This is a genomic window from Actinomadura macra NBRC 14102 (assembly GCF_001552215.1).
Classification (GTDB): Bacteria; Actinomycetota; Actinomycetes; order Streptosporangiales; family Streptosporangiaceae; genus Spirillospora; species Spirillospora macra.
Genome location: NZ_BCQT01000036.1, coordinates 1 through 23,172, shown reverse-complemented (window position 1 = coordinate 23,172; position 23,172 = coordinate 1). Strand labels below are relative to the sequence as shown.

17 protein-coding genes and 1 pseudogene are annotated in these 23,172 nt (G+C 64.8%); 3 read left to right on the top strand and 15 right to left on the bottom strand.

Translation table 11 applies throughout. The features are described 5' to 3' along the window. Positions 1-637 precede the first annotated feature (637 nt). Positions 638-2,089: a group II intron reverse transcriptase/maturase gene (gene ltrA / locus AMA02S_RS39085; protein ID WP_067469985.1), complete on the top strand. Its 1,452-nt coding sequence runs from the start codon at positions 638-640 to the stop codon at positions 2,087-2,089. A 24-nt stretch (positions 2,090-2,113) separates the two neighbouring features. Next, positions 2,114-2,674, top strand: coding sequence for an IS3 family transposase (locus AMA02S_RS39080; RefSeq protein WP_084266062.1), 561 nt, complete (start codon positions 2,114-2,116; stop codon positions 2,672-2,674). On the opposite strand, the gene AMA02S_RS39075 is transcribed toward AMA02S_RS39080, so the two are convergent. The 6 genes and pseudogenes from AMA02S_RS39075 to AMA02S_RS45235 form a co-directional block, all read right to left on the bottom strand. Then, positions 2,657-4,087 (bottom strand): tyrosine-type recombinase/integrase, encoded by a 1,431-nt coding sequence (locus tag AMA02S_RS39075; protein ID WP_067469979.1) that lies wholly within the window; start codon positions 4,085-4,087, stop codon positions 2,657-2,659. The two genes, AMA02S_RS39080 and AMA02S_RS39075, sit on opposite strands and share 18 nt — an antisense overlap. Beyond that, entirely contained in the window at positions 4,057-4,926 is an 870-nt protein-coding gene (locus tag AMA02S_RS43755; RefSeq protein ID WP_067469976.1) for a hypothetical protein, read from the bottom strand. Before AMA02S_RS43755 ends, AMA02S_RS39075 begins: the two co-directional genes overlap by 31 nt. Continuing rightward, the gene (locus AMA02S_RS43750; RefSeq protein ID WP_218005286.1) at positions 4,923-5,567 is read right to left on the bottom strand and encodes a tyrosine-type recombinase/integrase; all 645 of its coding nucleotides are present in this window, start codon (positions 5,565-5,567) and stop codon (positions 4,923-4,925) included. Before AMA02S_RS43750 ends, AMA02S_RS43755 begins: the two co-directional genes overlap by 4 nt. A 205-nt stretch (positions 5,568-5,772) precedes the next feature. Further along, positions 5,773-5,991 carry a hypothetical protein gene (locus AMA02S_RS43745; RefSeq protein WP_218005285.1) on the bottom strand — a complete coding sequence of 73 codons (219 nt, stop codon included), beginning with the start codon at positions 5,989-5,991 and terminating at the stop codon, positions 5,773-5,775. Positions 5,992-6,012: 21 nt separating this feature from the next. Beyond that, on the bottom strand, positions 6,013-6,549 hold the full coding sequence (locus AMA02S_RS44545; protein WP_067469972.1) for a transposase: 537 nt from the start codon (positions 6,547-6,549) through the stop codon (positions 6,013-6,015). Between the two features lie 278 nt (positions 6,550-6,827). Beyond that, positions 6,828-7,421: pseudogene (locus AMA02S_RS45235) on the bottom strand (ISL3 family transposase); the annotation flags it as partial. Between the two features lie 541 nt (positions 7,422-7,962). On the opposite strand from AMA02S_RS45235, the gene AMA02S_RS41085 reads away from it, so the two are divergent. Continuing rightward, positions 7,963-8,607 carry a transposase gene (locus AMA02S_RS41085; protein WP_084266060.1) on the top strand — a complete coding sequence of 215 codons (645 nt, stop codon included), beginning with the start codon at positions 7,963-7,965 and terminating at the stop codon, positions 8,605-8,607. Here AMA02S_RS41085 and AMA02S_RS39050 read toward each other — a convergent pair. From AMA02S_RS39050 to AMA02S_RS39015, 9 genes are all read right to left on the bottom strand, one after another. Then, positions 8,519-9,355, bottom strand: a complete 837-nt coding sequence (locus AMA02S_RS39050; RefSeq protein ID WP_067469967.1) for a phosphoadenosine phosphosulfate reductase family protein — start codon at positions 9,353-9,355, stop codon at positions 8,519-8,521. The genes AMA02S_RS41085 and AMA02S_RS39050 overlap by 89 nt on opposite strands. Continuing rightward, a complete protein-coding gene (locus AMA02S_RS39045) occupies positions 9,352-12,978 on the bottom strand; it encodes a hypothetical protein (RefSeq protein WP_067469965.1) in 3,627 nt (1,208 codons plus the stop codon). The genes AMA02S_RS39050 and AMA02S_RS39045 overlap by 4 nt, the downstream gene beginning before the upstream one ends. Beyond that, the gene (locus tag AMA02S_RS39040) at positions 12,975-14,078 is read right to left on the bottom strand and encodes a DUF4007 family protein (RefSeq protein ID WP_067469963.1); all 1,104 of its coding nucleotides are present in this window, start codon (positions 14,076-14,078) and stop codon (positions 12,975-12,977) included. Before AMA02S_RS39040 ends, AMA02S_RS39045 begins: the two co-directional genes overlap by 4 nt. Before the next feature lie 64 nt (positions 14,079-14,142). Further along, the gene (locus AMA02S_RS39035) at positions 14,143-15,318 is read right to left on the bottom strand and encodes a cysteine desulfurase family protein (RefSeq protein ID WP_245668033.1); all 1,176 of its coding nucleotides are present in this window, start codon (positions 15,316-15,318) and stop codon (positions 14,143-14,145) included. A 1,193-nt stretch (positions 15,319-16,511) separates the two neighbouring features. Next, positions 16,512-17,405, bottom strand: a complete 894-nt coding sequence (locus tag AMA02S_RS42620) for a phospholipase D family protein (protein WP_157431142.1) — start codon at positions 17,403-17,405, stop codon at positions 16,512-16,514. Beyond that, on the bottom strand, positions 17,402-19,393 hold the full coding sequence (locus AMA02S_RS39030) for an ATP-binding protein (RefSeq protein WP_169806973.1): 1,992 nt from the start codon (positions 19,391-19,393) through the stop codon (positions 17,402-17,404). The genes AMA02S_RS42620 and AMA02S_RS39030 overlap by 4 nt, the downstream gene beginning before the upstream one ends. Continuing rightward, positions 19,387-20,841, bottom strand: a complete 1,455-nt coding sequence (locus AMA02S_RS39025; protein ID WP_084266058.1) for a DEAD/DEAH box helicase — start codon at positions 20,839-20,841, stop codon at positions 19,387-19,389. Before AMA02S_RS39025 ends, AMA02S_RS39030 begins: the two co-directional genes overlap by 7 nt. A gap of 737 nt (positions 20,842-21,578) precedes the next feature. Further along, positions 21,579-22,073 (bottom strand): RibD family protein, encoded by a 495-nt coding sequence (locus AMA02S_RS39020; protein WP_245668034.1) that lies wholly within the window; start codon positions 22,071-22,073, stop codon positions 21,579-21,581. Between the two features lie 199 nt (positions 22,074-22,272). After that, positions 22,273-23,043 (bottom strand): transposase family protein, encoded by a 771-nt coding sequence (locus tag AMA02S_RS39015; protein WP_067469956.1) that lies wholly within the window; start codon positions 23,041-23,043, stop codon positions 22,273-22,275. Positions 23,044-23,172 lie beyond the last annotated feature (129 nt).

Below are 23,172 nucleotides of genomic sequence, written 5' to 3'. Positions count from 1 at the left end.
ACCGGTCCCGACCGGTTGTGGCTCACCGACATAGAGCGCCACGAGGCGCTGACGAACCGTGCGGTGGTGAAAGGACACCGCCCCTGGCCTGTCGCAGCGGGCCGGGTGAAGCAGAGGGCAGCCTGAACCGGGAGGTGCCGGGAGGGCGGGAAGCAGCCCTGTCAACGACGAGGCGGGTCAGTACTGCCAGATGACCCGTGCTCGGCTAGCGAGGCGGAAAGGCGTACGTGAGGAACCAGCGGCTGAACGCTCCTCAAGAGAGCCACCAGCTCGAACCTGGCGGATCGGGGCTGGGTAGCAGCGCGCACCCGCACCGCAGCGTGGTGCGGGGAACTTCTGGGCCGGTTGATGTCGCCGGTTGGGAGGCCGCGGTGAAGGTCTGCGGCGTAGCCGCGGCGATGCTGCAGGGGCATAGCTGGGCGCCGACCCCGTCGAACGGTTGGTCAGTGAACGTGGGAACCATCCCGGTGGCCCCTGATCCGGATCGCAGCCGGCGATCTGGTGGGAAGGCCCGCCGTCGGCTGACGCCGCCGGGGTGGGGCGGAGGACCCGTAGTAGTCCGGGGCCGGGAAAGCCGGTCACATGGCCAAGGGGTCCAGCGTGTTCGCGGCATGGGTGCTGATCCCGGAGGCCGCTGGTGAACACCGGCGCGTCGTGGCCCGGCCTTGATGAGGCCGAGGTGCGAGTACGGGTGATGCAACGCAAGCTGCACCGATGGGCGAGGGCCGATCCCGGCCGTCGCTTCGATGATCTGCGTAACCTCGTCTATGACCCGGCCTTCCTGGTGGTCGCCTGGAGCCGGGTGCGGGGCAACAAGGGCGCACGGACCGCCGGAGTCGATGGCATCGCACCCCGCGATGTCGGCTCTGGCGTGTCGGACCTGCTGGGTGGGCTTCGAGACGATCTCAAGGCCGACCGGTTCGTTCCATGCCGGGTGCGGGAGAAGGCGATCCCCAAGGCGTCGGGCAAGGTCCGGCGGCTGGGGATCCCCACAACCTGCGACCGGGTCGTGCAGGCCGCGTTGAAACTGGTGCTGGAGCCGGTCTTTGAGGCGGACTTCAAGCCGTGTTCCTACGGCTTCCGCCCGAGACGCCGGGCTCAGGATGCGATCGCTGAGATCCATTACCTCGCCTCACCCAATCGGAACTACGAGTGGGTGTTCGAGGGCGATATCACGGCGTGCTTCGATGAGATCTCGCATCCGGCCCTGATGGGGCGGGTGCGGGCACGCATCGCGGACAAACGTGTCCTGGCCTGGATCACGGCCTTCTTGCGGGCGGGCATCCTGTCCGAGGATGGCCTGAACCGCGAGACGATCACCGGGACACCCCAGGGCGGGATCCTGTCACCGTTGCTGGCCAATATCGCCCTGTCGGTTCTGGACGAGCACTTCGCCGCCAAGTGGAAGGCGCTCGGCCCGGAATGGACACGCGCAAAGCACCGACGCGCCGGAGGCGCGGTCATGAAGATCGTCCGCTACGCCGACGACTTCGTGGTCATGCTCGCCGGGCAACGCGCCGACGCCGAAGCGCTCTGGGATGAGGTCGGCGCGGTCCTGGCACCGATGGGTCTGCGCCTGTCGGCTGAGAAGAGCAGGATCTGCCACATCGATGAGGGCTTTGATTTCCTTGGCTGGCGCATCCAGCGCCGCGCCTGGCGGAACCGAAGTGGCAAACGAGCGGTCTACACCTACCCCTCGAACAAGGCGCTGGCCTCGATCGTGGACAAGGTACGGGCGCTCACCCGCCGCCGAAGTCATCGGACACTGGCCGATCTGCTGCGCCGGCTCAACCCGGTGCTGCGGGGATGGTGCAGCTACTTCCGCCACGGGGTCTCATCCCGGACGTTCGGCTACCTCGACCATTTCGCCTTCTGGCGAGTGGTCGGCTGGCTCCGGAAACGTCACCCCGGGCTGAACATGCACACCCTCATTCGGCGTTTCGCGCCGGGCTGGCAGATCCAAGCCGGAGGGACCGAGATGTTCCGTCCGGTAACGGTGGCAATTGAACGCTACCGATACCGGGGGACTCGCATCCCCACTCCATGGTCGCCAGCCCAGACGCCAGGAACACCCGCACCAGCGGCATGAACACGTGGAGAGCCGGATGCGGCGATGAGTCGCACGTCCGGTTCGGAGGGCGGGCCGCAGAGACCCACCGGCCGAAAGACCGGCAGGGCGCTGCGGCCCGACCCCTACACCGAGCACCCCACAACGACAGGGAAACTGTATTGCGCTGCCGTGATGGATGCCTATTCCAGGCGGATCATCGGCTGGTCGATCGACACCCGCCAGGACACCGATCTGGTCATCAACGCACTCGCCATGGCCGTCACCCGGCGCACCCCGCCACCACACTCAACCATTCTGCATTCCGACCACGGAACGCAATACACATCCTGGGCCTTCGGGAAACGTCTGCGAGATGCCGGGCTGCTCGGATCGATGGGCACGGTCGGTGACTGCTACGACAATTCCATGATGGAGTCGTTCTGGGGAACGATGCAACTGGAGTTACTCGACACCCGGACATGGAAGACCAGGGAAGAGCTGGCCAGCGCGGTCTTTGAATGGGTCGAATGCTGGTACAATCCTCATAGACGCCATTCCAGTATCGGAATGCACAGCCCCGTCACGTTCGAAGGGCTCAACCTGCCCTCAGACACCCACGAGTGACCTCACCGCTGGTGTCCGTGCAACAGGGGGAACCTCACGCTGGAGCAGGCCGTCGAGCGCGGTCTTGCCTTCATCGACGGCCGCACGTTCATCATCGTTGAGGGGGACTGCGGCGAGCATGCGCTGCAGGTTCTTCTTGGCCTCCAGCAGCAGCGCCTTGGAGGAGTCCTTCGGGGTGTAGAAGTCGCATTTGGCGCAGGCCATCCGGTGCGGGCACTGCTCGAAGAAGGTGTAGTTGCAGAACCCGTAGCCCAGGTCGTAGTACTGCCACGGCTCTCCGGCGGCCGCGGCTCCGCTCCCGACCGCGTCGCGGTCGATGAGGACCTCGATGGTGCGGACGTTGCGTTCGAAGTACCCGGCGTCGGTGTAGGCCCGCGTCAGCGTGGCGGGGGTGAGCTTGGCGTAGTACTGGGTGGACTGCGGCGAGCGGTGCCCGAGCCAGGCTTGCAGCTCGAACAACGTCATCGGTTCCTTGGCGTTGTAGAGCTGGCTGGCGATGGTGGATCTGGCTCGGTGGCTGGTGATGTTCCCGCGGACGTCGGCGGCCGGGACGCCCGCCTTGCGGCAGAGCATCGGGATAACGGTGTTGTTGATGTATGAGGAGGAGACCCGGCGGGCCCGGAAGGCGAACAGCGGGTGCACTCGTTCTGCGGTGCGGCGGTCGTCGAACAGCGGCTGGTCGGGTCGGACGGTTCGCCATGCCTCGATAGCCTGGCCGAGGATCGGGTCCACGGGTTTGGTGAACGCGGTTCCGGTCTTGTGGGTGGGGACGTCCAGCAGGCAGACCGCGTCGCGTGCCAGGACCTGGTCGGAGTCCCCGGAGATCGGGACTTCGTCGTGCTGCCAGCGGATGCATCCGAGGCGCAGCCGGGCGATCTCGTCACTGCGTAGCCCGCTGAACAGCCAGGTCACAGTGATCGCACGGACGAGCTGGATCGGGTAGAAGTGCCCGGCTCTGGTCTGCGGGAGGTCGTCTTGGTCGAGGTTGAGTCCCGCCCAGAGCAGTTTGGCCCAGATCTCGTCGGCGATCACGCGGGGGTTGGGGCCGAGCAGGGCGGCGATGCTCCGTGGGGTCGCCAGGGCCCGCTGGGGATCGAACCGGCGGGGAAACCATTCCCACTCCTGGCAGTCGCTGAAGAACCTTCGGAGCGCGGCGAGCTGCCCCTCCTTGGCGCCGGCCGACAACGGCTTGCCGACGCGGCCCTTGATGTTGACGGTGCGCTGAACGTAGTCGCCCACATTCATCCGATCGAGTCTGGCGACCCAGGTCGCGCAGGTCTGCCGCGTCCAGTCCGCCGGGTCGGCGGCGTCGGGGTGTTCGGCCTGCAGCCAGCGGCCGACCTTGAGCAGGTTGGCCCGGACGTTACCGCGGGTGCGCGGCGTCAGCGTCGAGGTCTGGTGCCAGCGGTCCACCCACCGTTCCACTCGGGTGCGCCGCCGCTCGCCCGCGTGGAGCGACGTCCGGTGCCCTGGCGGGGCGGGTCGCAGAACCCCAGCGCGCTCACCGCGCGTTGCAGTGCGTGCAGCGTGTTCATCTGCGTGGCGGGCAGCAGACGATCGCGGCGGGCACGGTCGAACAGCTCGGTCTCCAGATCGTCCAGGTGCGGGCTGCGGTTCAGCAGGAACAACCGGCAGGCCACCATCGGAAGCAGTTTGTCGTCGTCGTTGCCGAGGCGGTAGCCCCACTCGGCCAGTACGACGCGGGCCCGGGAGATCTCGCTGCTCAGGCGATCGCGTCCGAAGATCCGACGAGCCAGGGTGAGGCGCTGGAAGTTGCCCAGCCGGTCGAAGCCGGTGAACGAGCCGAGCAGGTAGGCGTGCGCCGCCAGGTAGGGCCGGACCTCATCACCGGCCCAGGCCGGTGCGTGGCGCCGGAACTCGGCGTGGTCACGCCCCAGGAGGAAGACCCATTCCTGGTCGGTCCAACTCCAAAAGGTCTGTCCATGGTCGGCGCATCGCAGTAGCAACAGCGCGGCGACGTCCAGCATGGCGCGGTGCCGGTGCGGGGTGACCGGGCCGTCGAGCCCGGCGTTGACGGCCTCAAGCGGTCGCAGCAGCCGTCCGATCACCGTCCAGCCGGTCGCGGACCGGTCGTGATCCTTGAGTCGCCGCAGATTGCCGACGCCCAGCTCGCCGATGGCGCGTCCCTCGTCGCGCCGGATCTGCGCGGTGGTGTCGAACCGGTGACCGGCAAGCGGCGACCGCCAACGATCACCGAGAGCCGCGATGGTCTCGTGCTGCGGAGCGGTCACCGCGTCGCTCCGCTGGGACGAGCCGTCCCGGTGAGCATCGCGATCCGCCAGGCGTGGATGTGCTCCATCCCCTTGTTGAGCTTGTCGGCAAGATCCCGCCCGGACAGGCGGATGTACTGCAGCGTGGAATCGGTATGGCGATGCCCAGCGAAGGTCGCGATCGCGTGCAGCTCCCAGCCCATCCGGGCGAGGTCGGTCAAGCACAGGTGCCGGGTCGTGTGCGTGGAGAACCGCGGAACCTCGGCGGTCAGGGCGATCCGGCGCACGACCTTCGACCAGGTCCACAAGGTCAGCGGCTGGGCATGGTTGCGCCGTGATTCCGACAGGAACAACGGCCCCCGGGCCCGGCTGATCCTCGCTCGATGCGCCAGATAGCCCGACAGCAGCACTCCGGTCGCCGCCGAGTACGGCACCACCCGCTCCAGCCGGTTCTTGGTGGCCTCCGCCCGGACCCGCAGGGTGCGGTGCGCGGGATCCAGGTCGTCGGTGCGCAGCGAGCAGAGCTCCTCGCGCCGCAGCGCGGCATCGTAGGCCAGGGCGAGCATGACGCGGTTACGGATCTGCTCTGCGGCCGCGACCACCAGCACGGCGTTCCACTCCTGCTCGGTGGGGATCCACGGCAGCTTCGTCGGCCGGGGCACCAGGCCACGCTGGTCCCCCCATCAGATCGGCGGCCAGGGGTATAGCGGCCGCGGCCGACAGGGTTGGAGTCCCGCAGCCCCTCCTCCATCAGGTGGTCGTAGAACAGCCGCACCGGCACGATCCGCTGCTGGATCGTCGCGTTCGACAAGCCCGAACCCGAATCGAGCGAGACGACGTTCGAACCGCGACGGCTGGGCCGCTCGGTCAACTCCCGACGAACACAGCGATGTGCGCCCGGCTCGCCGTGACCGGATCGACGCCCTCCCGCTCGCACACCTGCAGATACTCGGCCAGCCCCCGCGCATAGGCATCGATCGTCCTGGGAGCTCTCCCCAGATCCGTCCAGATCCGCAGCCACTCGGCCGCGCGCTCGTGCCGGCCCAGCACCGGCCACTTCTCCTCAAGCACCACCGTGCCGCTCAAGCCATCTCCCAAGTCACGTGATCAAGACCGAGGAGACATGATCACCCCCACGGCCAGATTCCACGTAACTTCTAGGTTGACGCGGCCCTCGACCGGGCCGGAGTTCCAGCGGCTGGTCAGCCCGGCGATGATGGCGTCGAGGTCCTGCTCCAGGCCCTTGGCGAAGGAGGAGATCCCGGGCAGCCCGGCAGCGTGGGCGTCGCTGATCCATCGCGGGAGATCGTGGCCGCTCAGCTGGGTGAGCATGGTGGCGAAGGCGCGGATGTGCTGGTCGGCGGCAGCGAGTTCGGGGCAGCGTTCCAGCAGGGCTTTGAGCTGGGGCCGTTGGTCCTCGGTGCGGGAGTCGGGGCGGCGGGTGAGCCAGCCGGTGACCTCGCGCACGGTCGGTGCAGGCTTGGCCAGCGGCGCCTTGGCCGGACGCTGCCCGACCAGGTGGTCGCGGAGGTTGGAGTAGCTGCCGGTGTAGCCCAGCGCGCGGATCTCCCGGAACAACTCGGCGACGTTGCCGCAGCCCTCGTCCAGGCGCTGGTGCAGGTGCGGCTTGAAGGGATCCAGCATGCTGGCGCGCGGGGCCTGCCAGCGGCCTCGACCAGTTCCTGCCAGCTGGCGGCGCGGGCGTAGCGCTGCACGGTGTGCCGCCCCCAGCCCAGATGCCGCGCGATCGCCCGGATCGCATACCCCTCGGCCAGCAACTGGTGGACCTGGGCGTGATGCCGCCGGGCGCGCTCGGCGAACTTCCCGGTCGGCTCCGGCGCCGCCGCCTCACGCGGCACAGGCGGCTGGAGTGCACCGCCGGGCCCCTCCAGTACAGGCTCGGGCAGGCACGATCGGTGCGCGGCCACGCACTTCTCGACCGCTTTGACCAGGTTGGACCATAAGTGCCAGCGATCGGCGACCTGGATCGCCTCCGGGGCTCCAATGCGCGCGCCCTCGGCGTAGGCGCCCGAGCGGTCCCGGCAGATCACCTCGACACCTGGATGCGCGGTCAGCCAGTTCGCCAGCACGGCGGCGCCCCGGCCCTGCAGTAACTCCAACGGCGCACCGGTCTCACAATCGATGAGTACGGTGCCGTACCGGTGACCACGCTTGATCGCGAAGTCATCGACACCCAGCACCCGCGGAGTTGGGGCGGCCGGATCGGGAGCCGCCATGACCAGCCGTAACAGTGTGGACCTGCTGGCCACCGCGCACAGCGCGCCAGCCAGCCGTGCCCCGGCACGCCCGGCCACCGCGACCGCGATGTTGCGCAGGAACTCCACCAGCAGCGGCGTCTTGCGCCCATGCCGGACGGTCAGACCGGGCACCTGCTCGGCGAACGTCCGCCGCCCGCACGACCGCTCATCGCAGAACAGGCGGCGGACCTGCAGCACGATGGTCGCCTCCCGACCACCCCATCGCGGTGTCGGCCAGCCGGCGCCGGTATCGGCTATGGGTCCTGGACGAGGACGAACCGCAGCCCGGGCAGGTCACCGCCACCGGCCGCGTCCGCGCCCAGATCCGCACCCCACCAGCCGCCTGCTCGACCCGCTCGACCTCAACCCCGGCCAGATGGGGCAGCAGCACCCCAAGATCATGATCTCCCCACGTGACACATGCTCGTCCGCGCCCAACGGGCTACGGGGCAGTACCGCCCAGCACACCTGAACGGGCCAACGGAGCCGCATCAATCACGAAAAGTGGGCCAGATCCCAATTCAAGACGTCGTAGCCACGACGGCCACATCTGCGGACAAGGCCGAGTGGATCGGCTACCGCGACCATCAGAGCGAGACCTGCGACGATGAGGGCCCGAATGTCATCGTGCACGTGGTGACCCGGCCGGCGCCCGAACAGGACATCGACGCCCTGGAGGCCATTCATCAGGGCCTGACCGCCCGCGGCGTGGCGCCTTGCGAGCACCTGGCGGCCGGGCTTCACCAAGGCCGACTTCCACATCGACTGGTAGGCACACACCCTCACCTGCCCACGCGGAGTGACCAGCCCGCCCAGGAAACCGGCCACCGGCGACGGACGCGTTACCTGTCGGTGCTGTTCCCCCGCAGGCCTCCCGGTTCTTCAGGGTCCGCTTGGCCTGCATCGGCGACGCCGACGGCAAGGGACGCCACATCACCCTACTGCCCGAGCCCTTGCAAAAGTCCAAACCCGCTCAAGAGCCGAGCAGCAGACGCTCCAATGGCAGGCCCGCTACGCACAGCGTGCCGGCTGTGAGGCCACCGTGTCAGAGACCGTCCGTGCCCATGGCCTGCGCCACTGCCTCTATCGCGGCCTGGCCAAGACCCACGTCCAGCACGTCCTCACCACCGTCGGCACCAACATCATCCGGCTCGCCGAGGCTACCACCCGGCACCATCTCCGACCGGATCTCACGTCCGATCAGTCCATTCCAGCAGCTCTGCCGACGATTCCACACGCCACCGGCCGACTACTGCAACGAAGCCCAAGATCACCAACAGCATCCGAAAAGTGGCCAGATCCCACTTACGAAACGTCGCAGCCACCCCGTTCCGCCGACAAGTACATTCGCCAGGTCAAAGGTGACAGACGGCACATCCAGCTTGATCATCGTCTTCATCGTGCGCGTCGGAGAGGATCTCCAGGAGCGGACGGTTGGGTTTGATGCGTTTGGCGGCGCGCTCCATGGCGGCCCGGTGCTTTTCCTCGATTTGCTCCCGGCGAGCAATCAGCTCGTCGAGCGACTCGCCTTGTGACCAGGTGTACTTCCGGTCCTTCATGGCAGTCTGCTGGTAGTTGACCTTCTCCTCGTATGCGATCGCCTTCTCGAACAACTCTGGGTGACGATCCTTAAGCCCCACCCATTCGTGCTTACGTTGAAAGAAGCAGAAATAGCAACCCGAACGAGTCCGCCACTCGTAGTAGCCCGGCAGGCCGATACCCGCTTCGTCGAGGATACGGTCGACACCTGCACGGTCGATCCCGTCCTCGCGAAAGGGGAAGACCGCAGTGATGTTCGGTTTGGTGCTGACATAGCCGAGCCGGTTCTCGTCAGCTCGGATGGCAACATAGGAGATGACGTCGTCATCCCCGACCCAAGTCTCCAGGGGCTTAATCTTAAGATTCTTGGTGCACCAGCGCATCTGCGGGCTGGGCAGGGTGCCCTGATAGATCTCAAGCCAGTGGTCGAAGTCGCGTGTGGAGTTCAACCGGGCGATCGGTTTGCCGAGCGCGGCCTCGAGTCGGTTGAGATACTCGTAGGTCTCGGGGAGTTCTGCACCGGTGTCGCAGAAGAAGTACTCCATGTCGGGAATCCGGTCGCGCATGTAGATCGCGAGGGCGGAGGAGTCCTTCCCTCCGGAGATCCCGAGGACGTGGCGTGTCTTGCCGCTGGAGCTGTTTGTCTGGGTCACAGCTTCTCCTTCCCCTGGAGGGTGTGATCGAGGTCTGTTGCGGCGAGTCGCTCGGCTAGAGCGGCGAGCAGGATGCGAGCGCCGTCCGGGCCGAGTTCCTGTTCAGCCTGCCTCATGACTCTGACAACCAGTTCATCGGCGGCCGTGCGGGATTGTTTGGGCACGTGGATCAGCGTGCGTTCTTCTGTTCCCTGGGGAGTGGTGAGCGTCAGCAGACGGGTCTCGATCCGTCTGGGCTCGGCTACCTTCGCGTCGGCCTGCGCCTCGGCGGCGGAGGTCTCCTGGGTGTCGTAGAGGTGACTGACGCGGTCGAGGGCACGGGCCATCTGCTTGACCTGGGGAGGGAAGCTTTCGACGTCCCGGTCGGTCCAGTCACCGAGTGCCTTGTTCGTCAGACGAATAATGATCGGGTCGAGCCAGTCCTCGTCGGGCAGGCTTTGGTTGAGAACGCGGGAGACGAACCCCTGCAGGTTGAGTTCGAGCGAGACGTTGGCGAAGCCGCGAAGCCGCTCGGTAAGGCCGGATCGCAGTTCGTCCAGCTTGGCCGGCAGGCGGAACTCTTGGGCGATCACCGCGACGACTTCCTGCCGCAATGTCGTGCTGGCGTCGGAGAGCTCATCTATGGCGGCGGTCAGGCGAGAGACGTAGGCGTCGGCCGCCTGCTCGTCCTTTGGGGTATTGACCAGTATGGGCTTGAGATCGAGGGCTTTGGGGAGCGCACCGAAGACCAGTTCGTCTGGATCGGTGGCAGCGGAGAGAGCTTCGCGGATTTTCAAAGCTTCCGAGCTGAGACGTTTGGTCTGTGCCGCGTAGGGCTGAAGGACCATGACCCGCTCCAGCATGGCGCGCGTAACGGCGAGCAGCTGTGGGTTGCGTGCGGCGCGGGAGCGGGGGGCGTCGACGTCGAGGGACGAAGCAAGCCTGCCGGCCACTAGGCGGCGTTGCCCCTTCCCAATGGGTGCGGCCTTGACCGTGAAGCGGTCAGGGCCTGTGTCGGCAAGAAGCCGTTCCACGGTCTCCGGGGTAAGTCTGTTGCAGTAGCTACCCTCCTCGAACACAGCGACGTCCCCGGCGCGCAGAATGAGTGCGGTAACCATCAAGATCGGGACGATGCCCGCCTTGACTCCGTAGGGAGGGGCCATGAGCTGGTGGTAGATCTCGCCGATCGGCGTGGGTCGAGTCGCGTTGCTCAACGCCTCGTCGAGGGTTTTCCAGACCGCCATGACGGTGGGGTTCTTGTTCGGGTCTGGGCGGGAGACGCCGTGCGTGGTGAAGTCGTCGAGCTGACTTACGTCGGCTTGGCCGTTGGCTCGGTGGAGTCCGAGGTACTCCACGACACCGTGGTACATCGCGCGTTCGGGCGTGTACCTGTCCTTGTCGAAGTCGAGGAGGGGTCGGCCGGTGCGCTGAAGCAGGGCTGTGAGTAGCTCGCGGCGGGCCCGGGCCCCGTTGCTGGTCAGCTCGTGTCGTCCGAGCATCTCGTTACGGATATGAGGTGTGTCCGGGTACACCTCATCGCAGGCATTGGAGACCAAGCTGGCGTAACTGCGTGCCCCGATGGACGTGCGCGGCGGGGTTTCTGTGTCGATGCCCTCATCCCATAGGTGCCAGGTGGACTGTGGGCTGCGAGGGTTGAACGCCTCGTCCAGCTTGCTGCCTATGACGTAGGAGAGGTCCGCGACGCGCTCCTCGATCTCACGCACGGCCACATGGTCGAGGGTGTCGTCTTGACGGAGTTCCTTGAGGGCGACAAGGGTGATGCCGACGTCCAGGATGGCGGGCGGATCGTTGGTGGTTCCGATCAGTACCGGAAGCGGGGAGTTGACCACGGGCCGGGTGTCCAGCGTCCCAAGGTGGTAGACGATCATGCCGTCGGCGGCGTCGCGAACGGTCTCGGGACCGTCGAGCTTCTCAGTCTGGTGGCTGACGGCGGTACGGAAGTAACGCAACATACCGGTGCGCTGGCTGTGGGCGCCGGCGACCACAGCAGCGGGAAGCACCGTGCCCAGATGCTGGCTGAAGAAGCCGACAACATCGCTGGGGGCGATGCGGACGGCGATCTCTTTTACCCGGGCGTCGATGTCGACGTCGCTGCCTTGCCAGACTCGGTACTCGTCGCTGTAGTCGCGGCGAACGACGAGGCTGTCCTCGACGAGTCGTTGCAGTCGCTCCTGCAACGCAGCGAAACGCTCTGGGTCAGGGGCGTCGACCGGGTCATGCAGCGCAAACTGGATCATGGCCGGGGTGGCGCGCAAGACACCATCGGCGTCGATCAAGTTCAAGATGCCGATGGCCTTGAGGATGTCCTGGTCCTCTGCCGGTAGCCCATGTGCTTCGTTCAGGCGGTTGTCAACCTCCAGCCAACGGCTGGCATTGGTCGAGGCCAGAATGGTGGTACGTCCGGAAGCGAAGAAGTAGTCATACAGCTGCGGCAGGCGGATTGTGGAGGCCCGCTCGGGCGCTACGACCGAGGCCGCCTCAATGGTGCGCCGGACGGTGTTCGGCTCGTCGTTGGCCAAGAAGCCGGTAAGGCTGCGGTCATTTTGACCAATCTGTGCCGCCAGCAGTGGCGCCGCGATCGCGGTTAGTGGGTGGAGCGGATACAGATCAGCGAACATCTCTGGTGAGATATCCACAACGGCATTCAAAGCGTGCTCAGTCCAGGCCCGTGCCGAGGCGTGCGCCTGGTGATGAACGAGTCTGCGGCCGGGCTCATCGATGGCCGACTGATCTAGGCGCCGCCGTAGCAGGTGCACGGCATCGCCGAGGTTGGGTGCAAAGGTGATGTCCTCGAATCGGCCCTGGACCTTAGCCCACTCCTGGGTTTGGATGGCGCTGGAGCGGGCGGCATAGTCGCTGAAGGCCAAGTGCTGCAGGGTGAAGATGAACAGCGGCAGTCCTGAGCGCCCAGCCCCCCTCTCGGCGAGCATCTGCAGTAGGAACACATCGCTGTCAGCGCTGCCGGAATCGCCTGCAGCGGCAAGGTACTCCAGCGACTTGCCGAACTCGTCGATGATCAATAGGACTGGGTGCCCCGTCGCACACAGGGCGGTGACGGCATCGAGGAGGTTCTCGGTCGTGGGCACGCCAGGCTCGGCGCATGCAGCAAGGGTTTGAGCGATGGCCTTGGGGGGGCGGCTCTTCCACTTGCGTTCGACCGCGGTTTGCAAAGCTCGGTGCACTGTCGCCGCTATGGGTTCACGGTGAGCAGTGGCCACCGCGCCCAGGAAGCCCTTCGGCGCACGCTCATCGCGTGCTTGAGACAACCGCGCGGCAAGGCCTGGGCTGGTGGCCTCCACAGCCGTCCGAGCCTCGGCCTGGCGGGTCTGGTCGTGGCCAAGGAAGGCGTCCAGAAGGTTAGACAGGGTGGACTTGCCCGAGCCGTATGGGCCGGTGAAAGACCACGCGCGCGTGCGTTTGAGGTCGGCGACCGCGTTGGTGACACGGTCGAGAACGTCAAGGGCGCGCGCGCCCACGTACGGAGAATTCACGTGCTTCTTGCGGACGTCGCGCTCCAGGTTGGCGGAGCGGAGTTCGGAACCGATCAGCTTGATACCGGTAGGAAGCTGAGTGACGGCCCGGTCCTCGTCTGGGTTCGGAAGACGTTTGGTCGCCGTGGTCACGCGCTCTCCTCGATCAGGTCTAGGGCGTCCGCCTGTTGTGGCGCTTTTCGGCGTGGACGCCGGTGAGTGTCTTCATCGAGACCGGGATACAGCTGAAACCACTCTTGACGAGTCGGGAACCCTGCCCGCTCTTGGACCCGGCCGTAGTGCTGGTCGAGGATGTCCCAGGCAAGGGATTGCGGCGGTTGGGTGAAGTGCAGGCCTCGTTGGCCGAGATTCTCCGTGAATGCCAGGCCAGGGTGGTCGATGACCAGAGCCTCAATGGCCTTGGTCAGCTCTGGCTCTCTCATCCGGAAGGCACCGCCGGGAGCACCGGGCTCATTGGCGAGCCGCGCCAGCGACAGGGAGCCAGCGCCCCCTGAAGAACGAGAGGCGTAGTCCAGGCAGGCATACACCAGAACCGGCGCGGGGAGATTAGCGCGCGAGCCGCTGGTGAAACGCCAGGTTCGTTCCTTGCCTCTGCCTTGGCCCTCCAACAGGCCGAGCTCACGGAAGGGGCTCATCAGCAAGTCTTCAAAGCTGCCTGGCGAGAGCGGGTTGTACTCCTGATCAAGGGCGTACATCTTGACCAGGCAGTCCACGTCACGATTGATCGACTCTGGCGCCGGGAAGGCCTTTTCGTCGTAGTTCTCGTGCACCTTACGAGTGATCACACTGGCCATGCCAGCCGAGGTGACCTTCGAGAACGGAGCGAGATGGAACATGACGTACCAGCTCGGTGCCAAGCACTTCACGGGCTCGGATGAGAGCAACCACCAGTGGAGCAGCCACAGACTCCCGGTGTCCTCCAGATAGGGATCAGCACCTTCTTCGTCGAGCAGCCAACGTGCTTGCCACGTAGGAGAGGCAACATAGGCCCGATAGGACGGATCCTCGTGCGGATGTTCGTGAGTCAGCTTGAACGCCTGCAACCAGTACCGCATGGCGTTGACCATGTTCTTGCCGACGCCGAGGAGGACCGGCGCGTCCTCACGGTGAAAGATCTCGCCGTCCTCCTTGACCTGCATGTATGCCTTGTGGAGCCAGCCGAAGCGCGGGGCGAAGGTTTCATGACGCCCGAACTTCGGTTCGGCAGCGGCAGCAAGGGGACCATCGGACATTCGGCGGGAACCTTTCGGTGGAGCTACGGGTGACGGAACGCGCGTCGAGGCGGTTGATGCTTGATCACACCTCCGCAGTGGCGACCATGGCCGACCGGACTTCACTCACCGCACGGACGGTGGCGTCCACTGCACGCTCGACATCACGCTTAGTGGTGGCGTATCCGAGGGAGAAGCGAACGGTGGAATCTGCCTCCTCCCGGTTGCGGCCCATGGCCAAGAGCACATGGCTTGGACTTGGAGCGCCGGCGGCGCAGGCGCTGCCGTCAGAAGCGGCTACCTCGGGCATTGCAGCCAGCACTGCATCCGCCGGTACGCCGGGGAAGGTGACACTGGCGACCCCAGGAAGCCGAGGGACTCGGGCGCCATTAACACGGCTTTCAGGCAGGCGGGAGCGCAGCCCAGCCTCCAAAGCGTCACGCAGCTTGGTGGCGCGGGCAGCCTCGTCGGCGAGCCCACGTCGGGCGACCTCGGCCGCCGCACCGAGCCCGGCTATGCCGGCGACGTTCAGAGTCCCAGCACGCCATCCACGTTCCTGACCGCCACCCACGAGCAGCGGCCGGTGCGGAAGGGCCGTACCGCGGCGCACGAACAGCGCCCCAATCCCTTGGGGGCCACCGAACTTGTGTGCCGAGAGCGACAACAGGTCAACGTCGAGCTCGTTGAGGTCGAGCGGGAGCCGACCTACATGCTGCGTTGCGTCGGTATGGACCAGCGCACCGACTTCTCGGGCAACCTTGATGACGGGCGCCAGATCGGTCAGGACCCCGGTCTCGTTGTTGGCCAGCATGACCGAGACGAGCGCAACTCGGCCCTCATCGCATGCTGCGATCACGGGCTCCAGGTCGAGGATCCCGTCACCGTCGACCGGCAACACGACCAGCGAGTTAGGCCGGTCCGCCGTGATGGCGCGGGCAGCCTCAAGCACTGCGGGATGCTCAACGGCAGTGGTGACCAGCACCCCGCCGCTCGCGTAGGCCGTGCGGAGAGCCAGATTGTTTGCCTCTGTTGCCCCAGACGTGAAGATGATCTCGCCCGGCGAACAGTTGATCAGATGAGCGAGTTGTCGGCGGGCTAGGTTCACCCGGGAGGCCGCATCCTGCCCGGCCGGGTGAACGCTAGCGGCATTGCCGACGCTCCGGAGAGCGCTCAGAGTTGCTTCAAGCGCCTCCGGACGCAGCGGCGCAGTGGCGTTGTAGTCGAGGTACACCATGCCTGCACCACCTGCTTCAAGCGCCATGATCCGCTCCATGTGCTGCGACGTGTGCTTCCGAGCCACTCCTGGACGATCTGATCGCTGTCGCCTTTCCTCTCACCAGGAGTGCAAGGAGATCCTAGCCAACACCGCAGACAACGGCAGCAAGGCTCATCAAGAACGAGGGAACTCCACCCCTACGAGCGGGCTCGCTCCCCGCCTGCCCCGAGCTCAGGGGGCTAAGGTCTCCGAGCTTGGGCTACGAACGTAAGCCGACTCGGAGAGCGCTCGGCGAGGGCACGATGGCCCGGCTCTACTTCGTGTGTCGTCGGCGGTTCATGGTTGGTCTCACGCTCACCTGACAAACTTTAGGGTGCCGAGGACGGCGCGCCCGCTGAGAACCGGAACCTACGGGCGGAGGTCATGCCCGCCTTCATCCGGGTGAGATGTCTGCCCTGGCAGAACGGACAAGACCCATGCGGATACTCCCTGACCGGTTTTGGTCAATCGTCTCACCGGTCAGGGGAACCCAATACTTCCCATTGCGTCCCAAGTGTCAGCGAGGCCGACTATGGTCGATCAGATGCCATGACGCGCACGCCACAGCGGACCGGGTCAAGCTAGGATTAACTGATGGTCATGGGACAAACTTCATCGACGGGCAGTTTCCTTCCAAACGGGCACAGTCCCTTCGCGGGCACCGTGAACGGCTCGCCAAGCATCGCCTCCCGGCCAGTCCTCAACAACGGAGGCGGCCATCGATCTTGATACGAGGCAGGTGGCGGCATGACTAGCGACCGTTTTGATGAGAAGCGCGCGAAGAACCTGCACCGCGCTCGGCGTACCGGTGTCCCGGATCCTGTTGCCAGACTCTTTGCTTCCATTCAGGAACCCCGATGCGACGACGAGCCCTCAAGCTCGGAATTCGGAAGAATACTGAGAGAAGAGGCTACGCGCCTTCGGGAACGCATCAGCGGGCCAGCGTCCACTTCCGGAAGTTTGTCCAACACTGGCGGGTTCGGAGGCTTGCTGGAGACTGAGGCGATGATAAGCGCGCGTCGTCTCCTCGCTGCGGCCGAGGCCGACGGCATGACAAGAGCTGCCGGGTTGTTGCGTGCGGCTATCGATCGGTGCAGCAGCGGTCCGCAATCCCATTCCGGGGATGCGGGATCGCCATCATTTCCTGAACATGAAAGAATCCCGAATCCAGAGACCGGACGGCCGATCGGGATGTGGCGTTAGCCGATCAGTCGACTACCCCCAGAGACGCTACGATACCTAGGAAGAAAATAGGCGATCCAGGCCGCGATAGTCTCCCATGAATCCGCAGGATCGTCGATCGTGTGGCCCATCTCATCGCAGAGCTCAATAAGTCGCTGGATGGCCTTCATAGTTGTCAGGTTGCTACACTCGCGCGCGATCCGTCCTGCGAACCCCTGTCGAAGAATGGCACCTATATATTTATCGAATGCCTCTTCAGTCGTCAGCCCGGCGGGTACGCCCAATGCAGCGAGTTCTGGCCGAACAAGTTCCACCACGCTTTCTTCGCGTTTCCCGCTGTATACCTTCCAAAGAACTTCGGGAGGTCGATAGGTAGGCAGCCAATCAATTCGGTCTGCTGCCTCAGCAGAGGCCCGGAGCGGTACGGGTGGCAGCATCGCAGCAGCGGCAAGAATGGCATCGCGGTCGGCCTCCATGGCAGTTGCTGACGTCCCTCTTAGCGCAGCCATCAGTGAAACGAGGGCAGGATCTTCTGCTGCGACCTCGACCAGGATCTCGACGGCGCCTGGCCGGTTCCATCCCAGGCCGTTGGCGGTAACGTTTGCGGAACCGACCAGGGCGCGAGTACCCGAAATGTACGTCTTCGCATGCACGACAGGATGAAGCGCCACAGTCCCACCGCGTTGGCTGACGAGGTCGAACACACGCGGGTCGCTGACCCCGGCCGCCACCTCGTCGGGCCTCCATCGTGTGATGACTTCCAGCGTGCTCTCGCCCGGCAGGGCTGACAGCAAGGGCCCAATTCCCGATACGGTGATGAAGGGCGCGACAACGGTCAAGGCTTCCGCATCCCGCACCAACGCTAGAAGGCGTTCACCGCAGCGTTGCGGGTCGAATCCCTGCTGAGTCACGCGCTACTCTCCCCGTCCTGGGTCTCGTCCTCTCCGTCGAATAGTGAGGCCGCCTTGAATGCCTGGTCCTCAACGTACTCCGCGAGGCGGCGACCCCAGCCTTCGCGGATTTCTTGTATCTTCCCGAGGAGCGGACTCGTTCGGTGTTCATTCTCGAACCGAGCCCACGCCAGCAAGAGCCAAGTCATGGCATCTGCACTTTGCACCAGCAGCCTCTTCGCCTCGTCTTCGCTCATCTCCTCGATAGCCTCGTTCGAGACGCGGAGAGGTCCGATAAGGCTCTCGTAGGCCGGGTGGGCGTTGTTAATACACAAGAACTCAAGATTGAGTGCCTCGTCAGGCCAGAAGAATGCTGGTGCTTGCTTCACGGGGCGATCAATCACCTGGACTGTAACGCCTCGTTGATAATTCGCGATGATCGCGCCGCGAATTTCCGCCGGAACATCCTGCTCTTCGAGCTTTTGCTCGATCGTTTCGGCTGCCTTGCCGGGATCTGGCTTGTTCTTTGAGTAGTCGGCTTCGCCAGGTGTTGGGCTTACGGCGGCGCGGGTCTTTTTGACGTTGGAGGCGACACTGGTGACGGCCGGCTGAGCTCCTCGGGCGCGGGTGGCGGCCTGCTTCTCGTTTTTTCCTTCCAGCTTCATCTGGTTAACGAGGACGACGAGCTGGTACGCCATGTCGTACAGCTCCGCGATGGGGTGTTGCTCGTCGAACAACCCTTCATCGATCGCTTCGTCTTTGGTGAGATGGTGCTCGCGCGCCAGACGTAGTGCTTGTGTGAGATAAGGGGCGTCTTGCTTGTTATTGGTGACTCCGAATATCTCGTCAAGGGACGGGTCGAAGGCGATCTCGACACCCCACCAGCGGTCCGTGGCTTCCTGCGCCAGCGTCTTCTCCAGGACCAGCTCTCGGTCAGCCCGCATTACGGAGATACCCGAGTTGTCGCGGGCGTGGCGTCCCTGGTGGGTGTCCTTTCCAGGATTACGCCCCGGCCTTGCCTGGGGTTTCGCTAGCGAAAGGCGAGCGTGAACGGCCGAAGTACCTTTCCCGTCTGGCCTTTGGATGACGAAGTCACGGGACCCGTAGTGCTCTACAAAAGGCTGCTCGTCCGTAACGCGAATATAGCGGTCTCCATCGACTTCGGCGGCCGCTTCCCAGTACTCAAGTGTGGTCGCTGGCACCGGATGCAGGTACAGGGGGTCGTTGGGCCTAACGTCCTGGAAACCGTCGGGCCCGCCCAACGTATCCCCTTCCATGACGGCGACCTTAATGCTCCGCGGCCGAGTATCGGAAGTCAGGAAGTTGCGGTATACCCTGCCGAGGAGGTATTCGGTGTGCGTAAACATCGTTTCTGCGCGCACCCAGCGCAACTTGTCGAGGTTTGTCCACCGGATCGCGGTGCCGCTATAGACCGGTTGCCCCATGGATGTGTCGGGAACGGCGTGTTCCTTGAAGACGTCAAGAGCCCAATCGGGCAGGGCGACATAGTCCGGGCTTGAGGGGGCAGTCGGCCAAGGGACCGTCAGCGCCACTTTCTTGGCGGAATCTTCGACTTCCTGCAAGTCGAGGTATGTGTGCGATGCGTTTTCCGGCTGCGACCGCCGCCAGGTCCAAACGTCCGTCCGCTTACACTGTGAGACGCTCGCTTGTGGCAGGCCCATCCCGAACCGACCAATGCCGGACCGGTCATCGTACCTGCCGGAACCGCCGAAGGACAGCGCGAGATTGAGCGCCTCGTCCGTCATACCTCCGCCGTCGTCGATAACCCATATCTCGTCGACCCGTTTCGCAGCTCGCTGTTTCCCCTGCACCTTGCGTTGCACGATCACCAACAGCACCGTATTGGCGTCGCCCCACTGAAACGAGTTGTCGATCAATTCAGCAAGGGCATAATCGGTGCCCTTGTAGCCTGTGTCCCGGATCGACTTTACAGTCTGCGAACCAGAAAGGAGCGGAGCTTCTTTCTGGGCCGAATCTGGCGCTACCACAAATCCTCCCAGTGCTTGAAGGCAGCAGCTATAGAACCGAATGCCGGAACGGACGGATCGACAACGGTAACGATGACAGCCTTCCTGTTTCCGCCTGCCTTCGGCCCCCGGATGCCACGCCCGACCATTTGACTGTACAACACCAGTGAGCGCGTCGGACGGGCTATTACGATCGCGCTCGTCTGCGGAGCGTCGAATCCTGTAGTGAGCACACCGTAGTTGACTAGCACACGAGCAACGGGCGCCGCACCCTTGAACAGGCGGATCGCCGTGTCGCGGATCTCCGGAGCCGTTGCGCCGTCGACAGCCTCGGCAAGCACTCCTGCCGCCCGCAACGTCGCCGCAATCACGTGGGCCAGTTCGACGGATGCCGCGAAGACGATGATCCGGCGATGCGACTCCTTGACCAGTTGGAGCGCTGCTCCAACGACCCCGTTGAGATAATCGTCCTCATTCATCCCAAGCTCGGCCGGATCGTCAATGTCAGTCGACGGCTCGTCCTCTTCGCTCGGCAGTTCACCTAGCAGGCGAAATTCAGGATGGGCGAGGTAGCCTTGCTGTATCAGGTATTCAACAGGGCCTGGTCCACCACCATCCGCCGCAGTGTCTAGTTCGATCTTGGTGTGCTCGAAGAACGCCGCTAGTTCCTCATCGGCTGGCGCACCGACAAACGTCCGCCCCGGTGTGGCGCTCAGGCCAACGATGGGTGTGATCGGCTGTCCCGCCACAGACAGTTGTTGCACAACCTGCCGGTAGGTCGGCGCGATCGCTTGGTGCGCTTCATCGAAAACAATCAATCCCACGCGGCGCCCAAGATCGCGGAGGAACCCAGGCTCCTCCTGACGTGCGTAGATCGTCTGCAAGCTTGCGACGAGGAGACCATCTGTCACGTCATCGCTGCGCCACTCCTGACCACTCCACGCGGTCAGAATGGGGACTTCGCGGTTACCCAGTGCGCTCCAGGCACGCTGAAACTCCCGCGCTGCCTGATCAAGAAGCTCACGCGTGGAGGCGAGCCAGAGTATCGGTCGCCCCTCCTGCTCCCGGAGAAAGTCGCACACCATGCTCAAAGTCGTACGGGTCTTTCCAGAGCCCGTCGGCATGTGCAGCAGTAGACGGGTCTTGCCTTTCCTTAGCAGCGATCGAGCTTGCTGGACAGCGCGCCGCTGATGAGGAAACAGTCCGTACGCAGGAACGGCCTCGGCGGGAAGCGCCGACTCCTTGTTGCTGTGGACCTCCGGTAGTCCGAGGTAAACCGCAACGCGACCGGGATTCGCAAGCACACTTCGCGCGCTCAGTTCAGTGGGTGCCAAAGACAGGCGCACCGACAAAGCCCGGCGCTGCTCCTCCGGCAGCTCATCAGGCAGCACGCTAGCTTGGGCGAGGCGGCGGACAGCTGAGACTGGATCACCCAGGCACGCCGCAGCAAGCACCGAGTCGGCCGGCATACCTGTGACGAGGCCATCTCCGACGAGCCTCGCAATCGTGCGTACCACTCTGGGGTCGACAAGGGACCGGGCACGTGCTGAGGTGCCTAGAAGGTCGAAGATCGAATACCGTTCGGTCACGGGCGATCAAGTCCCGAGGGGCTGAACTTTGTTGCCGGCATGGGAGTAGCAGCGGTTAGTTGGCGTGGCGGCCAGCCGTGGATCAACAGCATGTGGGCGTATACGAGATCGTGCGCGACGGGACAGTGTAGCTTTCCGGTCCGCCTGAAGGACTTTTCCTCCGCACACATCACTCCAAAGATCGTTGGTCACAAGAACGCTAGAGCGGATGCTACGACATCGACTCGATCATCTCATTTTCACCAAAGAATCCAGTAACAGGCACACCCTCTGTTGGCTGACGTGGGGGACGGTACCAGCCCACTGCGACAGTTCTGCTGCTCCGCTTCTGACGAGGGGATGGGCTACGGAGGCGAATGCAGGATCAAGAGGGAAGAACACGGCCGAGCCACCCTCACCCTTCTCCACAAACGGATCTTGCTCAGGGGCTGAGCAACGCCTCGCTAGATCAGCGACAGAGCGGGTCCCCGTACTCGGCTCTGCACAGCAACGAGTTCGCCGACACTTGCGGAAGCAACTGACTGGCGCATACGCGGGAGTCTGGCGGCTTGCTGGCTTCCTTGTAGACGCTTGGACCTCGTCCGTCGAGCGAAGTACGGCTGCCCCTGGAGGACACTCTACGAGTTGGTGAGGCGGTAGCGTGCGAGGATGACGTCGCCGATCGGGCAGGGCTCTTCGAGGGGCATACGGTTGGCTGGATGGTGTGGGAATTGGCCTGAGCCGACGAAGCGAGGGGCGTTAGTGTCGCCGACGAAGAACGGGGCGATGACGAGGTGGAGTTCGTCGGCCAGACCGGCGGTGAGGAAGTGGGTGTAGACGGTACCGCCGCCTTCGACCATCAACCGCTCGACGCCCCGATGGGTCAAGTCGGCGAGGATGGTGGTCAGGTCGACGGGGTTCCCGGCGTCCACGAGGGTGGCGAGGCCGGCGAGGCGTTCTCGACCACCGTTGATCGCTTCGCTGGAGCAGTACACGATCTTCTGATCGTCGCCGGCGGCGAAGAACTTGGCGTCCGGGTCCAGATCGCCCGAACCGGTAAAGGTGACTTTGATGGGGTTTTCGGGTAGGCCGCGGGCGACACGGTCTTTGTGGCGGTGCTTGCCGCGAACCAGCAGGCGCGGGTTGTCGCCGCGGATGTGTTGGCGCCGACGAGGATGGCGTCACAACCGGCGCGGACGTCGTCGACGCGGTCGAAGTTCTCGTCGTTGGACAGCAGCAGCCGCTGGTCGGCGGCGGACTCCGCGTCCATGGCGAGTCTGTTCACGGTCCAGGCCGATCTTGTACCGCTCGATTGTTGAGCTCTTTCCAACCTCAGTTGGTGTGATGGTGCAGCGCGAGAATCGCCTGGACGATGGGGGTCAGCCGGGCTGGTGAGCAGCGGGCGTGGCGGAGGATGTGCCAGCGTTTGAGGGTGGCGGCGCCCTGTTCGCCCAGTGCGCGGATTTTGGCGTGGTGGCGGTTGAACAGCTTCTTGCGTTTGCTGAGCTTGCCGCCTTTGGGGCGGCGGTAGGGCGTGCCGATCGCGCCGCCGGCACCGATGTAGGCCTTGTCGGCGTAGCAGGCGATCGCCCGGCCGGTGAGGGCGTTGATGATGCCGTGGACGCGGGCGGCGGTCAGGTCGTGGGTGGAGCCGGGCGATGTTGCCGAGGCCCAGATCAGGCGGCCGTGTGGGTCGGTGAGGAACTGGATGTTCACGCCGTGCCGCCGGTGTTTGCCGGAGTAGAAGCGCCGGTCGTCGGCGCCTGTGAGCCGGTCGATCGGCACCAGGGTGCCGTCCAGGATCACAAACGCCTTGCGTGCCGCGATGCGCATCGCCGTGCGCAGGTCGGGCGCCAGGGCGGCGAGCAACTCGATCACTTCGGTGACGTAGCGGTGGGCGGTCGCCAGCCCGACGCCGAACGCGGCGGCCAGGGCCGGGAAGGTCTCGTTGCGGCGCAAGTGCACCAGGACCAGCAGGGCCTGGCGCTCGGACGGCAGCGCCCGCCAGCGCGAGCCGATCCGGCGACGGTGGGCGCGGACGAGGCCGGCCACGTATCTGCGGGAGGCGGGCGACAGATCCAGCGCAGCGCGATAGAACAGCACTGAAGCTCCTGGTGGGTGCGGTCGAGTCTTGGTCGACTCCGCATCTACCGGGAGCTTCACTACTTGGCGATCACAACCGGCGAACCGCATCCAGCTCGTGACCAACCCGCCCAGGATGGAAAGGGCTCA